Annotated in this window: 10 protein-coding genes and 1 riboswitch; of the genes, 5 read left to right on the top strand and 5 right to left on the bottom strand. The window is 59.6% G+C overall.

The features are described 5' to 3' along the window. Positions 1-49: 49 nt before the first annotated feature. The 4 genes from VLM75_00710 to VLM75_00725 all read right to left on the bottom strand — a co-directional run bounded on the left by VLM75_00710 (position 50) and on the right by VLM75_00725 (position 6787). Positions 50-577 carry an adenine phosphoribosyltransferase gene (locus VLM75_00710; GenBank protein HSV95432.1) on the bottom strand — a complete coding sequence of 176 codons (528 nt, stop codon included), beginning with the start codon at positions 575-577 and terminating at the stop codon, positions 50-52. Positions 578-665: 88 nt separating this feature from the next. Then, a complete protein-coding gene (locus VLM75_00715; protein ID HSV95433.1) occupies positions 666-5153 on the bottom strand; it encodes an acyl-CoA dehydratase activase in 4488 nt (1495 codons plus the stop codon). A 285-nt stretch (positions 5154-5438) separates the two neighbouring features. Further along, positions 5439-6410 carry a M23 family metallopeptidase gene (locus tag VLM75_00720; GenBank protein ID HSV95434.1) on the bottom strand — a complete coding sequence of 324 codons (972 nt, stop codon included), beginning with the start codon at positions 6408-6410 and terminating at the stop codon, positions 5439-5441. Positions 6411-6586: 176 nt separating this feature from the next. Further along, on the bottom strand, positions 6587-6787 hold the full coding sequence (locus tag VLM75_00725; GenBank protein ID HSV95435.1) for a cold-shock protein: 201 nt from the start codon (positions 6785-6787) through the stop codon (positions 6587-6589). Positions 6788-7135: 348 nt separating this feature from the next. Between VLM75_00725 and VLM75_00730 the strand changes: the two genes are divergently transcribed. From VLM75_00730 to VLM75_00745, 4 genes are all read left to right on the top strand, one after another. Next, the gene (locus tag VLM75_00730; GenBank protein HSV95436.1) at positions 7136-8437 is read left to right on the top strand and encodes an ABC transporter permease; all 1302 of its coding nucleotides are present in this window, start codon (positions 7136-7138) and stop codon (positions 8435-8437) included. 27 nt (positions 8438-8464) lie between these two features. After that, positions 8465-9136 carry an ABC transporter ATP-binding protein gene (locus VLM75_00735; GenBank protein ID HSV95437.1) on the top strand — a complete coding sequence of 224 codons (672 nt, stop codon included), beginning with the start codon at positions 8465-8467 and terminating at the stop codon, positions 9134-9136. A gap of 100 nt (positions 9137-9236) precedes the next feature. After that, positions 9237-10832 (top strand): MBL fold metallo-hydrolase, encoded by a 1596-nt coding sequence (locus tag VLM75_00740; protein HSV95438.1) that lies wholly within the window; start codon positions 9237-9239, stop codon positions 10830-10832. A gap of 26 nt (positions 10833-10858) precedes the next feature. Further along, complete coding sequence (locus VLM75_00745; GenBank protein HSV95439.1) at positions 10859-11953, top strand: hypothetical protein; 1095 nt, start codon at positions 10859-10861, stop codon at positions 11951-11953. Positions 11954-11994: 41 nt separating this feature from the next. Here the strand turns inward: VLM75_00745 and VLM75_00750 are convergent, their stop codons facing one another. After that, the gene (locus tag VLM75_00750) at positions 11995-12828 is read right to left on the bottom strand and encodes a 4'-phosphopantetheinyl transferase superfamily protein (protein HSV95440.1); all 834 of its coding nucleotides are present in this window, start codon (positions 12826-12828) and stop codon (positions 11995-11997) included. A gap of 24 nt (positions 12829-12852) precedes the next feature. Continuing rightward, positions 12853-12984: riboswitch (cobalamin riboswitch) on the top strand. Positions 12985-13207: 223 nt separating this feature from the next. On the opposite strand from VLM75_00750, the gene VLM75_00755 reads away from it, so the two are divergent. After that, positions 13208-15030 (top strand): TonB-dependent receptor (locus VLM75_00755; GenBank protein ID HSV95441.1); only part of this gene is annotated, 1823 nt, incomplete at its 3' end.

Genomic DNA, 15030 nt, shown 5'->3' on the forward strand with positions numbered 1-15030 from the left:
GATCAGGTTTCAGGCCCCGCTCACGATCGTCGCCTGAATGCGCAATCTCTCAATCCCCCTCAAACTCACAGAGGGCGAACATCCTGTGGCCCGCCTCTTTTATCTTAGCGCGCCCGCCCACGTCGGGAAGGTCGACGATGAACGCCATTTCGACCACGGCGCCGCCCAGCTTCTCGATGAGCTTCGTCGCGGCCATGGCCGTGCCGCCGGTGGCGAGCAGGTCGTCGACGATCAGCACGCGGTCTCCGGGTTTGATCGCATCGACGTGCATCTCGATGATGTCGGTGCCGTACTCGAGTTCGTACTCGTGGCGCTCGGTCTTATATGGAAGCTTTCCTTTTTTCCGCACGGGGACGAAGCCTTTCCCCAGCCTGTACGCAACCGCTCCGCCCAGGATGAACCCGCGCGCCTCGAGCCCTACCACGACATCGATGGGCATTTCCCGGTATCGCTCGACGAAAGAGTCGATCACCTCGCGCAGGCCCTCGGCATCTTTAAGGAGCGTGGTGATGTCGCGGAACATGATCCCCTTTTTCGGAAAATCGGGGATGGTGCGGATTTTCGATTTGATGGACATGGGCGCATGCCCTCCATTTATAATGATTGCGGGCGCGCACATTGAAGACGCGGATCCGGATCCGCGTCTTCAATGTGCGCGTCTTCCATTACGCCATGCTCTCCCCGGATACGTCAATTCTCTTTCGACCGAATTCGTCCATATTAACCGGTTCCGGTTCGCGCTTTGCGTAATCATCATCCTTCGCCGCTATATTTTGCAGGTACACCCCCACCATGCGGTTGACGTCACTCTCGCCGTCATAAAAGAGGGTGAGGAGGCGGGGAAACGTTTCCGCGCGTTCATGCAGGCGCGGATATGCATCCGTACCATGGTGTTCCGCGACCCGGCCAACCCGCGCGGCATCGCCCTGAAACAGCGCGTTCGTGATGTTCCCCGGCATGCAGCCGAACGGCGCGCAGTTCACCACCAGCGCCGCACCGTCGTCCGCAAATGCCGCGGCGCGACCCAGCGTGAGGATGGCCTCGCCCTCGAATTCGACCGGTAGGAAGCGTTTCCCGTAATCAATCATCGCCTCGATGGTTGGTTCGCGCCTATGGGAGAGATGCGCGTCCATGGCGCGCTCGAATTTATGATAACGGTGAAAGAGATAGGCGGTCTTGAGCCCCACCACGGTCCGATTCCAGAAACCGGTCCGGTTTCGCCTGGCGGAATGACGCTCCATCCACGCTGTGTAGAGTATCCACTCGGAGATCGGCGTAAGCCAGGCCTCGCCGCCGAAGCTCTCGATGGCGCGTACAAGGTCGTTGTTGCAATAGGGATTGCAGCGTACGTAGATCTCGCCGACGACGCCAACCAGCGGTTTTTCAACGAGCGAAACGGGCACGCGTGAGATCGAGTCGAGCGCCGCGAGGGTTGCCGCAATGAGGTCGCTTTTCGAGCCGGCGGCCTCCTCCACTCGCCGGAGGGCCTCTTCGGCCGCGCGATCGACCGAGCCCGGTTCCCGCTCATACGGCCTTCTCGCGCAGATCTGCTTGAAGAGCATGTCGCCCGAGATGATGATGTTCCACAGGTACATGCGCAGGCCCTCGGGCATCCCCATGTACGAATTGACCGATGACGGTGAAAAGATCTCCGCCTGGCCGAAACCGTTCTCGGCCAGGATCCTGCGGTGGAGCAGCGTATACTGGCCGAAACGGCACGGCCCTTCCGCCGTCGGCATAAAGAGCGCATGTCTTCGCGGGTCGGCGCCGATCTCCCGCATTTTTCGTAAAAACACGCCGATGGTGGTGCTCGCCGGCAGACACTCGCTCCCGCGCACGCCGCGCCGCCCCACCTCGTGCGCCGCGCCGTCCTCCACCGGCAGCGCCTCGGCGTCAAAGCCCCAGGCGCGGAAACCCGCCGCCGAGATGCGCGCGGATATCTCGTGCATGGGCGGGATCCAGAGCTTGCGGTCGCTCTGTTTCCATGTCGGAAGGAACGCCCCGGCCTTCGGCTTCGACGCTTCCGCTCCGGTTCCGTGCGTGCGGACTACGTCCATGAAGGCCTCGATGCGCGTGAGGTATCCGGTGTCCGACCCGTGCTCGTCGAGCTCGACGATGAGGTACGGCTTTCCTTTCATGATCTCCTCGAAGCGGGTGAGCACGAATGAATCCGGACCGCAGCCGAAGTTGGTGAGGTAGACGGGATACAGGCCGTCCATATCGCGGATCTTTTGGGAGAAGGCGAGGATACGCTCGCCGTAGTGCCAGTACATATAGTGCACGTTCGAGCTCCAGTCGGAGGGATCCATCAGGCACTCGTAGGGCAGGATTTCGACGTCGCTCCCCGCGAAGCGCTCCGGCAGTCCCATGTTGATGACCGGATCATACAGGTTATAGGGCCTGCCGATGAAGACGATCCCCTTTTTCCCGTCCTCCCTCATCTTTGCGAGGAGCTTCAGTCCGTATTCATAACGTCGCAAAAGATGGGCGTGATGGGCCTCAAGCCCCGCACGGTACGCCTGGCGGACATCTTCCTCCCCGAACTCGAATCCGACGAGGGCCTGTTTGAGCGATTCGACGATGAGCCGCTCGTCGAGACGGAAATCGACCACGGGCGCGATGACCGGCACCGGAAGGCCGAGCGTACCGGCGGCAAGCGACGGGATGGAGATCTCGTAGGGACACGAGATGCGCGGAAGGCCGCTCTCCTGCCTGCGCTCGCTGATCACCGTCGGGAAGAACAGGGCGTCGACGCCGTCCCCGGCGGCGAGTTCACGCGCGTGCGCGAGCGCCATCTTGACGGGAAAGCAGAAGTCCGATTTGGCGATGCGGATGCCGGCCTCCTTATGGAGCGGCGTTGAGGCGCCGGAGAGCGCGACATCGAAGCCGAGGCGCCCGAGAAAGGTCCGCCACAGCGGCAGGTAACCGTGCATGGAGAGCGCCTGCGTTATGCCGATGCGCCTCCCATGGATGCGCCGATTCGAATCGGCGCATCCATGGGAGGCTTTCCGCGGGCGCGAATATGCATTCGCGCTTTCAGCCATAGACCGCACGCGGGAAAGGTGATTGACGGGCCGCGTGTTTTTCCGGTGGCGCACATCTTCATGCGGGCTCGAATTCCCGCGGGGGTGTGAATAGTAATCCGCGCATTCCCCCTCGTCCCGCCCGCACAGATATCCCCACGACTCCTCGACGCCGCCTTCCAGGCGCGCCACGGTGATGGTGCAGCGATTGGCGCAGTCGGTGCAGGCGCGGTACCCGATGTCGATCTGCCGCTCGAAGACGGAAAGCCCCCGGAAAGCACCCGCGCAAGCGTCGCTGTGCTCGAGCGAAATAATCGCGGCACCGAGCGCGCCCATAACATGGCAGTGCGGCGAAACCACGATCTCCTTGCCCGTAATGAGCTCGAAGGCCGCGACAAGGCCGTTATTCCGCGCCGTGGCCCCCTGGAAAAAGACGCGCTCACCGGTGACCGGGCGCGTGCCCACCACCCGGTACAGGTAGTTTTTCGCGATGGAATGGAGCACCCCGGCCAGGGTTTCCTCGTGCGAACGCCCCTCGCGGAGCAGGCGCTGGATATCCTGCTCCATGAAAACGGTGCAGCGGTCGGAGGTATGCGGTATGCGGCGGCCGAGCGTAAGCGCGCCGATATCGCGCACGTCGTAGCCGAGGCGCACGGCCTGCTCCTCGATGAATGATCCGGTTCCGGCGGCGCAGACGAAATTCATGTTGCAGTCGATCACGGCGCCGCCGGAACCGCGAATGTACTTGGCGTCCTGCCCGCCGATCTCGAATACCGTTTCTATGGAAGGATCGTGATGTGTCGCGCCGCGATAATGCGCGGTGATCTCGTTCACGATGGCCGAGGCGCCCATAACGCGGCCCACCAGCCGGCGTCCCGAACCGGTGGTTGCCACGCGTTCGATCCGGGCGCCATCCTCCAGCACGCCGACAAGCGCGCTGAAGAGCGCGCCCGACGCGCCGAGGGGATCGCCCCCGGTCTTCCGGTATATGTCGCAGACCACCTCGCGGCTCTCAGCGTCGATCACAACGCACTTGGTGGAGGTGGAGCCTATGTCCACGCCGAGCGCCAGGGGCTTCCCGGCCGGCGCCTTTCGGTGTACGCGCACCTCGTTTCCCTCCGCCTGGTATTCTTCTATCGGATTGATTGTGCTCCGCTTCGAGCGGCAAAGGGCAAGCACACGCGAATCGGCGTCGTTGAACAGGCCCTGGCCCTCGCGAGGTGAGCATCCGACGAAGCATCCGGAGGGCCCCCCCCCTTCCGAAACCGGTAATCCGCCGCGGGCACTCCACTCGCGGGCGGTCTCCCTCGCGGCCTCCCGCTCGCCTGCAAGCGCGGCCCCGATGGCGGCGAGAAAATGCCCGCGATCGTGAAACACGGGCCGGCCCACCTCGCACCGCACCCATTCGCGCGCCTGGGGATTGAGGAAGAGTCCGCCGCAGAAGAGCACGGGGCAGGCCGGAACATCCCCCCGAAAAGCCGTGGCCAGCATGGTGGTCACCACGCCCCGGCACAATCCAGACCACAGCTCATCGCGCGTGTGGCCCTCCTGCTGGCGATGGATGATGTCGGACTTGGCGAAAACGGCGCAGCGCGTGGCGATCGAGGGCGGCTCCGCATGGGAGGGCAGGGCCGCGACATCCTCGTAGCCAAAGCCCATTCGGCGCATCTGTTCGTCGAGGAAGGAACCGGTGCCCGCCGCACAGAGGCTGTTCTCGCGGTAGGCGCGGAAGCTCATGGCGTCATCGAGCTCGATACAGCGAATGGAGCCGGCGCCCACGATCACGATTTGCCGGCATTCTATACCGAGGTAGCGCACGGCCTCGATGGCCGCGGCAATCTCATCAATGATCTGCGTTTGAATGTGCGGATTCGAATCCGCGCCTTCAAACGCGCCCCTGTCGCAAATCTGCCCGGCGAAGGGACCGGTGGCGACGATACGCAGACCCGGCGCGCCGGAACCGGCCGCTTCCATCATACCCGCTATCATCGAATTGAGCGCTAAACGCGGATTGCCGTGATGTTCACCGTAGAGCATGCACTCAGCGGTTCCTGAAACGTTTCGGTCGGAGAAAGCCCCTGCCGGTACTATCTTTAAAAATTTGCTCCCCGCGTCGACGCCGATGACCATTTAAACCTCACAGAATATGGACCGATCGCGGCCCGATTTATATTCATACACAATTATGATAAGTGTATTTATTCGGACAATTTTGTCAATGGTATTTTATTTTTATTTGTTCACCAAATGTACGGGATGTGCCGTGAAGGGGTGAATATATATGCGCCCTTTCGGCATATGGATTTCGCTTGAGGGAGTATTCGGCGGTTGATACCTGCGAAGACCATATGAAAAGCGCTGGGTGGTTTCCGCGCCTTCGTTCTTTACTTTACTCCACGCAAACGACCGGAGCCGCTACCACAAAACCTGAAGGGGATTGATCAACCTTCCGTTATGCCAGAGCGTAAAGTGCAGGTGCGGCCCCGTGCTCCAGCCGGTGGACCCGACTCTGCCGATAATCCTTCCGGCAGCGACCCGTTGGCCCGGACGCACGTGAATGGCGCCGAGGTGGCCGTACAATGTGCGGTAGCCATTCGGATGATCGATGACCACGGCCTTGCCGTATCCGCCCATCCATCCGGTCGCAACTACCGTACCTTCACATGAGGCACCGACCGCCGTGCCATGGGCCGTGGCGATGTCTACGCCGTTGTGAAATCCGTATTGCCTGAATATGGGATGCACCCTCCCGCCGAAGTGGGAGCTGAAACGCCCCGCAAGCGGCGAGCGGAACATCTCCCTGAGCGCGTACCTTCGCGCCATGTTCGGCGTCATGGTATGGGTGATGGGGCGCGCCCCCTCCACGAACACCGCCGCCGGCTTCTTCTCGCTTCTGAACCGGGAGAAAGCCCAGTACAGCGGCGGCAGTTTCTGAACGCTGACGCTCGAGCGCTCGACGCCGTAGAGCTCGGCGATCTCTTCGACCTCCGAGGGATCGGTGATAAAGTTGAGCACTCCCACTTCCGAGGGCACAACAACGCGCTGATTTACCCGCGCCGTAAGCGTGTCCCAGTGGGGGTTCGCTCCTATGAGGGTATCGATGTTGATCCCGTTGTCGCGGGCTATTTTCCAGAAATTGTCCCCTTTCCTGATTTCGACCACGCGCAGATCGATGCGGTCGAAACGGACCTCGCCGCTTATAAAACTCAAATAGTCGTTTTCGGTGGAGAACAGGCTGTGGATGCTGACCGGGGCCGCCGGTTCGTCCGCGGGCAAGAGACCCGCGACCGAGAGTCCCGCGATGACGGCGATCGCGGCGAAAAGCCCGATGAGTGAATATACGTATCTCCTCGGCATTGAGCACCCCATATCGGTAATCTCGATCATCGACGAACTTCCCCACGCCGTGAGCGTGGCACTGCGCACATCCGGGGGAAGGATTGAAGCCTCCGTACAGAGATCATCGGTCGAACAGTCGGTCAAGAAAATTTTACCTGTGAGACGAAAAAAAGAGAGCGCCCGAAACACTCTCTTCAGTATGATTATTTAGATTGCCGTGTGAGTTATATGACTTTCACCGAAACGGCCCTGGGTCCCTTCTCCCCGTTTTCCACCTCGAATTCAACATTGTCCCCTTCGGCAAGCGTCTTGAATCCATCCCCGCCGATTCCGGTGTAATGGACGAACACGTCGTTACCGTTCTCCTGTTTGATGAACCCGAACCCTTTTTTGTCGTTGAACCATTTTACCACACCTTTAGGCATTGTGAAAACTCCTTACCATTAATTTGCGGCTTGGCGCCTGGGGCAGAGCTCTGCATCTGAATCCGCTTCTCTGATGCTTTTCCTCGGGGGAAAACCGGAGTGTGCCGATCCTAAGCCTCTCCACCCGCCGGTAACGGTATATACTGCATTAATTAAGATAATATGTCAAATATTATTCGTTTTTTTAATGATTATTTGACCTCGTAGTATCCGCAGATTCGCAATAAGTTTATTTATTTACCGGCGATAGGGAAACAGGATTTCCCCGGAGCTCTAAATACAATTGACAAATACACCGTCGAAAGTACCCTCTCCTGACGCGCAAACTTCCGTTTTCCAGGAATATCGATGAGACCGTACGAACTGTTTGTTGGACTCCGCTACCTCAAGGCCAAAAAGAGCCAGGGGTTTATCTCATTCAATACGCTGCTCTCCATCGTAATTGTATTCCTCGGTGTCTTCATCCTCATCGTAGTCATAAGCGTGATGACCGGCTTTCAGGGCCAGATAAAGGACAAGATACTCGACGTCGACTCGCATATAACCGTATCGGGCTATTCGGGCGACGGCGGCGAGGGAATATCCGATTACGCCGCAATCACCGGGAAAATCAGGGCGATAAAGGGCGTCCGTTCGGCAAGCCCCTACCTGCAGGGCCAGGGCCTCTTCCGCTTCCGCACGGCGATAACCCCTGTCCTGATTCGCGGTATCGGTTCGACGGCGGGCATTCCCGAGGACACGGTGAAATTCATTACCGAGGGGCCGAAGTCCTATCAGCGCGACAACGATATTTACATCGGATCGGAGATGGCGTTCAACCTCGGCATACGCCGGGGCGACACGGTGGAGCTCATCGTCCCCCGCGGCCGGCTGACGGCGACCACCGGGGTGACCCCGGGGATGGGCTCGTTCCGCGTGGCCGGCTTTTTCAAAACGGGCTATTACGATTTCGACACCCGGCTCATCATGATGTCGCTTCCGGCGTCACAACGCCTTTACAGCCTCGGCAACATCGTATGGGGCATCGGCGTGAAGATCGACGACATCTACCGCATGGATTACATGTCCTCGCGCATACAATCGACGATCGGCTTCAGCTACCAGACGCTCACCGCCGAGCAGCGCAACCAGAACCTCTTCTACGCGCTCAGGCTCGAGAAGCTCATCATGACCATCATCCTGTTCCTTGTCATCATCTCGGCGGGTTTCTCCATCATGGGGACGCTGGTGATGGTGGTGATGGAGAAGCGCCGCGATATCGGCATACTCAAGTCGATGGGCGCCACTCCCATCTCCATCATGGTGATTTTCGTGCTGGAGGGGTTCTTTATCGGGGTGATCGGAACCGTGGCCGGCGTCGTCGGTGGACTGTGGGCGGCGCTCAACCTGGAGGTCATCATCCGCGGGATCGAAACGGCGATAAACGGCGTGATGGGTTACATCTACACCGTCTTCGACCTGGGCTTCTACTTCAACATCACCCTGGTCCCTAAAAGCGTTTATTACATCGATACCATCCCGACCGAGATCAAGCCGGAATTCGTGGTGCTCATCGCGGCCTTCGCGGTGTTCCTCTCGACCGTGGCCGCCATTTTCCCATCGTGGCACGCCTCGCGCCTCCAGCCGGTCGAAACCATACGATACGAATAGGGCCTGCGCTATATGGAACCGGACAAAATAATTGATGCGAAATCCATAGAGAAAGTATACGGCTCGGGCCGCAACGCCCTGCGCGTGCTGCGGGGGGTGTCTCTCTCCATCGGCCGGGGCGATATCATTTCGATAGTGGGCCCCTCGGGCGCCGGCAAGTCGACGCTTCTCAATGTGATGGGCTGTCTTGACGGATTCCAGTCGGGGAGCCTTTCGATCCTCGGCCGCGAGCTCTCCGGTCTCTCGGTCGAGGACCTTTCCAATTTCCGAAACCGTCACATTGGCTTCGTTTTCCAGCTGCACAACCTGCTTCCCGACTTCACCGCGCTCGAAAACGTCATGATGCCGCTCTTCATACGCCGCGATGGACGCGCCCGGGCAAGGGAAACGGCGCTTTCGGTCATCGAGCGCTTCGGCATGCTTGACAGAATCGGCCACCGCCCGGGCGAGCTTTCGGGCGGCGAATGCCAGCGCATAGCGGTCGCCCGGGCTATCGTCTGCAGGCCCGATATCATCCTGGCCGACGAGCCGACCGGGAACCTGGACAGCAAAAACTCGCAGGTGCTGATGAGCACGCTCTTCGAACTGGGCAGGGAAAACGGCACCACGATCGTGGTGGTGACCCACGACGCCGGGATCGCGTCGATGACCGGCCGCACCATTACCATCGTGGACGGCGCCATCATCTCGGCGCAATAATACTTGCAATGACGGCATTTGAGTGGTACTCTGTAATATGAAACCCATATCGGCACCCATGCGGCGCCTTTCCCCATATTGATCGGGCGGAGCGAACGGAATGAAAATCGAATTCGTCGGCGGAGCGGGAACCGTGACCGGTTCCTCGTATATCGTGAGAAACGGTGATTTCTCCATCATGGTCGACTGCGGGATGTTCCAGGGCAGACGCGAACTAAAGGAACGCAACTTCCAGCACCTTATCCACGCCCCGTCCGAAATCGACGCCGTCCTTCTCACCCACGCGCACATCGACCACAGCGGCCTCATCCCGAAGATCGTGAAGGAAGGCTACACCAATTCAATCTATGCCACCGACGCGACGGCGGCCCTGTGCACCATCATGCTTCCCGACAGCGCCCACATCCAGGAGACGGACATCGAATGGATCAACCGCAGGCAGAAGAAACTGGGACGCGAGGCGATCCCCCCGCTCTACACATCGGAAGATGCGGAGAAAGCCCTCCGGTTTTTCGCGCCGCGGCGATACGGCGAAATTTTCGATGTCGTTAAAGGCGTAAAGGCGCGCTTTCGCGACGCGGGGCACATCCTCGGCTCGGCATTTATCGAGATGTGGATCGAGACGAATGGCCGCACCGTCAAGCTCGTATTTTCCGGCGACCTGGGAACAAAAGGCCAGGCGATCATCCGCGACCCCGAAACGACCGACGAGGCGGACATCCTCCTGATAGAATCCACCTACGGCAACCGCCTGCATAAAAGCCGCGAGGACACGTTTGCGGAATTTAAACAGATCATCCTCGATTCGTACAACCGCAAGGGAAATATCATCATACCCTCGTTCGCGATCGAGCGCACTCAGGAGATTATCTTCACGCTCGGAAGGCTTTTCAAGCAGGGAGAAGTGCCGCCGATACCGGTGTATATCGATTCGCCGCTTGCGATTTCGGCTACCGAGATATTCAAGAAAAACGCGCACCTCTTCGATGATGAAATGCGCGCGCTGCTTTCCTCGGGCGACAACCCGCTGGAATTTCCCTGCCTGCATTACACCCGCAGCGCGGAGGAATCGAAAAAACTAAACGACTCGCGCGGGGCGATTATCATTGCGGCTTCGGGGATGTGTACCGCCGGCCGCATCAAGTTCCACCTGGCGAACAACCTGCACCGCGCGGAATCGTGCGTGGTCTTCGTCGGATTCCAGGCCCAGGGCACGCTGGGGCGTCGGCTGGTGGACGGCGAGAAGCGCGTGAGCATCTACGGCGAGGACATCGCGGTGCGCGCGAAAATCCACACACTCGGCGGATTCTCGGCTCACGCCGACCGTGATCACCTCCTCGAATGGATGGGCTCCATCAGGAACGACCGGCTGAATGTCTTTGTCGTACACGGCGAGGAGGCCGCCTCGCTCGCGTTCGCCGAATCGGTCAGGGAGCGCTTCGGATACGATACGCGGGTCCCCCGCTGGGGAGAGGTCGTGGACCTCGACACGATGGCAAGCACATCGGCGCACTACGGGACCGCGCCGACCTCGTCGGTCGAACGGGAGATGGAGTCGCTGAAAGATACGATGGCGGCCCTTTTTAAAAAGTACGAGCAGGCCAGAAGCGAAAAGCGGATATTCCAGGCCGCCCGCCTCGAGCAGGACCTGAATGATCTCGCCGAGAAAGCCCGCTCCCTGCACGACGCCCTTTAAGAAACGCGGTTTCGGGATGAAGTCAAATGGCCGAACTGATTAAAACCATCACCGATAAAAGTCTCTTCGAGGAGATATTCTACAAGTTCTTCCTCAAGAACAACGTTTTCCTGAAAACAAGGAGCGGCGATCTGAAGATCAAATTCTTCGGCTATACCGACGGCATGGCGGCGCTCAAAATTCCCTACCTCAAGAACATGTACGAGAGCTGCCTCATCTTCACCCGGAACGAATCGTACACTATCTACGCCAACCTCAAGCTCGTCGAGAAACAGGAAGACGACTCGTACATCTTCATCCCCGTCAAGTTTCAGATCATCTCCGCCATGCGCAGGGAGGACCGTAAGATCGTCGGTATCGGCGGGCAGGGAAAGAGCATCATTTACGTTACGAACATAATCTCGGATTTTATCATCCAGAATTCCCTTGCCATGGAAAGCAAAAAGGTCGACCATGTGAAGGAGATCGTCCGTTTCGACCTGGAGAAACAGTTTAAACAGGTAAGGATTTTTTTCTGCAACGAGGGAATGACCGACATCCGCATGAAATACTTTTACGAAAACAAGACGCCCTATCTGATAAACGACATCAGCAAAAAGGAAACCGTAAAGGACGGAGCGTTTTTCAACTACTATTTAAACAACATCTACGGCAGGGATTATCAGCTCGTCAACAGGAAGAATCTCATCTCGGAGGTATCGGTCCCGGTTTTATACAAGGCACGGATCCCATACGGCTACATCCAGTGCAACGGGGCCACGCCGCTTTCCGAGTCGGCGCTCCTCATCGTCAAGCGCATGGCGATCGTCGCCGAGGAGCTTTTCAACAAATACAAGGTGTTTCCCGTCCCCGACGAACGGCTGCTGGTCTCGGACATTTCTAAAAATGGCGTGGGAATCGTCTTCAAGGAGCGCCGCTTCATCCGCTATTTCAAGGAAAACAGCTACGTCTGTTTCGACCTCAACCTTCCCGAAAACAAACGGTCTTCGTGCCTTGCCGTCATCCGGAACATCGTCATCATGGAAAACAAGATCATCAAGGTGGGCTGCGAGATCAGGGAGCTCGACGCCCTCAGCGAGGTGAATTACGAGGAGTACCTGGAGTCACAGAGGACGTTGTAGGCCCCCCGCAAAGCCATCTGTCGGATTAATCCAATCCCGCATCAGGGTAATCCCGCGTATCGCAGTAATTCCCCGCAACGAACGGGCCCGATAAGGACAAGGCCGGCACCCGGGCTGCCGAGCGCGACGCCCAGCACGTGACGCCCCAGGACGGCGCTTTCGAACCGGAGCGATAATGCGGCGCCCCCTCCCTCCTTCATGCAGGATACGGCTTCGCCGTCGATCACGAACTCATATCGTCGCAGCGACCCGGGTACGCCCGAGCCTTCAAGCTTCGCCAGTGACTCCTTGAGCGTCCACAGGCGGAAAAAAGCGGCGGCGCCCATCACGCGGCATTCCTCCCCGGAAAAATATTTCCGTGCGACGGCGAGCGGGGGTTTTCGGAGCCTTTCGATGTCTATGCCGACGGCGGCGGACGCGGAAAGGACAAGCGCCGCCGCACCCGCGGTGTGGGAGATGCCCGCATGGTATCGAACGCGCGTTCCGCGGACGGCAAAGCTTCCATCGGGGGCATGCGCCGTCTCAATCGACGTCGCGGGCAGAGCGTCCAGCGCGCCGCATATCGTTTTGGCAAGCAGGCGCGAGGCGAGGTACCGAATGCGCGCTTCCGGGTTTTTAAGCGATTCGAAGCGGGCGCGTTCGCCGCCGGCGAGCATCGGAACCACCGATTCTTCCAGAAGCCCCGGGTCGCGCGAACCGAAGCGGCACACCGCCGCGAGAGCGAACTGTCCGTCCGCCATCGACGCGCGGATGCCGGATATTTCGTGAAGATGTATCGTTCGAAGCGCGGCCACGGCATCATGTTTGTCCCGCCGGGCGGACAAGTCAAGACCGTAATAACCGGGAAGCCCCCACGCGGAGGAAACACCAGCCACATAAATCCCTTGACATTCCGGGGACGAATCCGATAGCGTATCGCCGACGGCTGAAAACGCCGTCTGGAGGAAGCGGGTGAGATTCCCGCGCTGTCCCGCAACTGTAATTCCGCCCCGTGCGGATGAGCCAGGAACTCCGATTTACTGGATATCCTCGAGGAACGGGAACCGGTGAGCTGTTCGGCCGCAAGGGCCGTCCGCCCCCGATCAAACCGGCGCGCCCCGAGCGCGCCTTTTTATTTGTCCGGGAAGAAGGCCCCCACGCTTCACTCACACGACCCCTCCGTAGATTATCCATGTTCTTCGCACGGACGGCGGACGGGGCGCCGAATGGAAAGCCCCCTCGCCTCCGGAGAATACCATCTACACGGAGGAGTACATGTACTTACGAAGAAGCTTTCACTGCATTATCGCTCTCGCCCTGCTCTGCGCGTCGACGGCGTGGGCGCAGGAATCGCCCGCCGGCGAGACGACGCCGGAGGAAAGGGCCGTCATCGGCGAGGTGGTGGTCACCGCCACGAAGTCGAACATCAACAAACGCGAGACGGGCGCCTCGGTGACGATCATCACCGAAAAGGAGATCGAAGAGCGCGGCAAGGCGAACGTCATCGACCTCTTGAAAGACGTTCCGGGACTCACGATCGTCCGCGATACCGACTTCGGCGGGAAGGCGAACGTCTTCATCCGCGGGGCGAAGTCCGGAAACACGCTCATCCTGATTGACGGCGTGGAGTCGAACGATCCCTCGGCCAGCGACCGGTCGTTCGATTTCGCGAACCTGACCGCGGACAACGTGGAGCGCATCGAGGTGCTGCGCGGACCGCAGAGTTTATTGTACGGCTCGGACGCGACGGGCGGGGTGATCAACATCATCACCAAACGCGGAAAGGGGAAACCGACCTTCACCGTCAAGGCCGAGGCCGGATCCTACTCCACCTTCCGCGAATCGGTTTCGGTGAACGGCGGCAGCTCCGACGCGTATTATTCATTCGCCGCGGCGCGCACCGATTCGAAGGGCTTCTCGCAGTCCGACAGGGCCCCCGGCGCGGCAACCGACCCGGAGCGCGATGCATACTACAACACCACGCTCTCGAGCCGCCTGGGGATGCGCGTGCTGAACGACGCCTGGCTGGACTTCGCGCTCCGCTACACCGACGCGAAGGCCGACCTGGACGACGGCGGCTACATCGACGACCCGAACTCCCGCGCGTACACCAAGAACCTGGCGGCAGGGGCGTCGTTCGATCAGCCGCTCACGGAATGGTGGAGCCACAACCTGAGCGTCATGTACCTCGACACCTTGCGGCGTTACAAGGACCGCGCCAGCGGCGGCGTGGCCGAGGACATTAACAGCTGGTACCAGGGAAACCAGAAAAAAGCGGAGTGGCGAAACACCTTCGCCATGGGATCGCTGAACAAGATCATCGCCGGGGCGGAATACCGGATCGACGAGGTGTCGCTGTATAGTTATTCCGACGATGGATTAGGTTGGGTGTCCGAAGGCGAGATGAACGCCAAACGCCTCGAAAGCCGCGGCGCCTATGTGGTGGACCACCTGCGCCTCTTCGAGCGCTGGTTCACCACCGCCGGCGTGCGCGTGGACGACCACCAGGAATTCGGCACGCATCTGAGCTGGCAGGCCAATACCTCGCTCAGTATGCCCCTCACCGGTACGCGGCTCAAGGCGCTCTGGGGCACCGGCTTCAAGGCGCCGTCCATCTTTCAGGTTTACGATCCCACCTATGGGAACGAGGAGCTCGACCCGGAACTCAGTAAAAGCTGGGAGGCTGGGATTGAGCAACCCGTGGCGGGCGACATGCTGGTGCTCGAGGTCACCTATTTCGATTCGAAGTATAAGGACATGTTCGGAATGGATGGCATGGGGAAAACCATCAATGTCGGCCGCGTAACGGTGAAGGGGGTCGAGTCGGCCCTTACGGTGAAGCCGCTGAAAACCCTCTCGCTCCTCGCGAGCTTCACTTACCTTGACACGGAGAACAAGGAGACCGGCAAGGAGCTTTTGCGGCGGCCAAAGTACCAGACCGGTGCCAATCTGAACTGGGCTTTCCTGCCCGGCGGCAACCTGAACCTGTCGTACACCTACGGCGGCAAGCGCGACGATGTATGGTTTGAGGGATGGACAACGCATAATGTAACGCTCGACGACTACCACCGACTGGACCTGTACGCCTCGTACTGGAT

The organism is Spirochaetota bacterium (assembly GCA_035477215.1).
Classification (GTDB): Bacteria; Spirochaetota; UBA4802; order UBA4802; family UBA5368; genus MVZN01.

What these genes read in the sequence shown, in the direction of transcription:
- VLM75_00710 (HSV95432.1), bottom strand. Translation starts at nt 577, where the DNA reads ATGTCCATCAAATCGAAAATCCGCACCATCCCCGATTTTCCGAAAAAG.
- VLM75_00715 (HSV95433.1), bottom strand. Translation starts at nt 5,153, where the DNA reads ATGGTCATCGGCGTCGACGCGGGGAGCAAATTTTTAAAGATAGTACCG.
- VLM75_00720 (HSV95434.1), bottom strand. Translation starts at nt 6,410, where the DNA reads ATGATCGAGATTACCGATATGGGGTGCTCAATGCCGAGGAGATACGTA.
- VLM75_00725 (HSV95435.1), bottom strand. Translation starts at nt 6,787, where the DNA reads ATGCCTAAAGGTGTGGTAAAATGGTTCAACGACAAAAAAGGGTTCGGG.
- VLM75_00730 (HSV95436.1), top strand. Translation starts at nt 7,136, where the DNA reads ATGAGACCGTACGAACTGTTTGTTGGACTCCGCTACCTCAAGGCCAAA.
- VLM75_00740 (HSV95438.1), top strand. Translation starts at nt 9,237, where the DNA reads ATGAAAATCGAATTCGTCGGCGGAGCGGGAACCGTGACCGGTTCCTCG.
- VLM75_00745 (HSV95439.1), top strand. Translation starts at nt 10,859, where the DNA reads ATGGCCGAACTGATTAAAACCATCACCGATAAAAGTCTCTTCGAGGAG.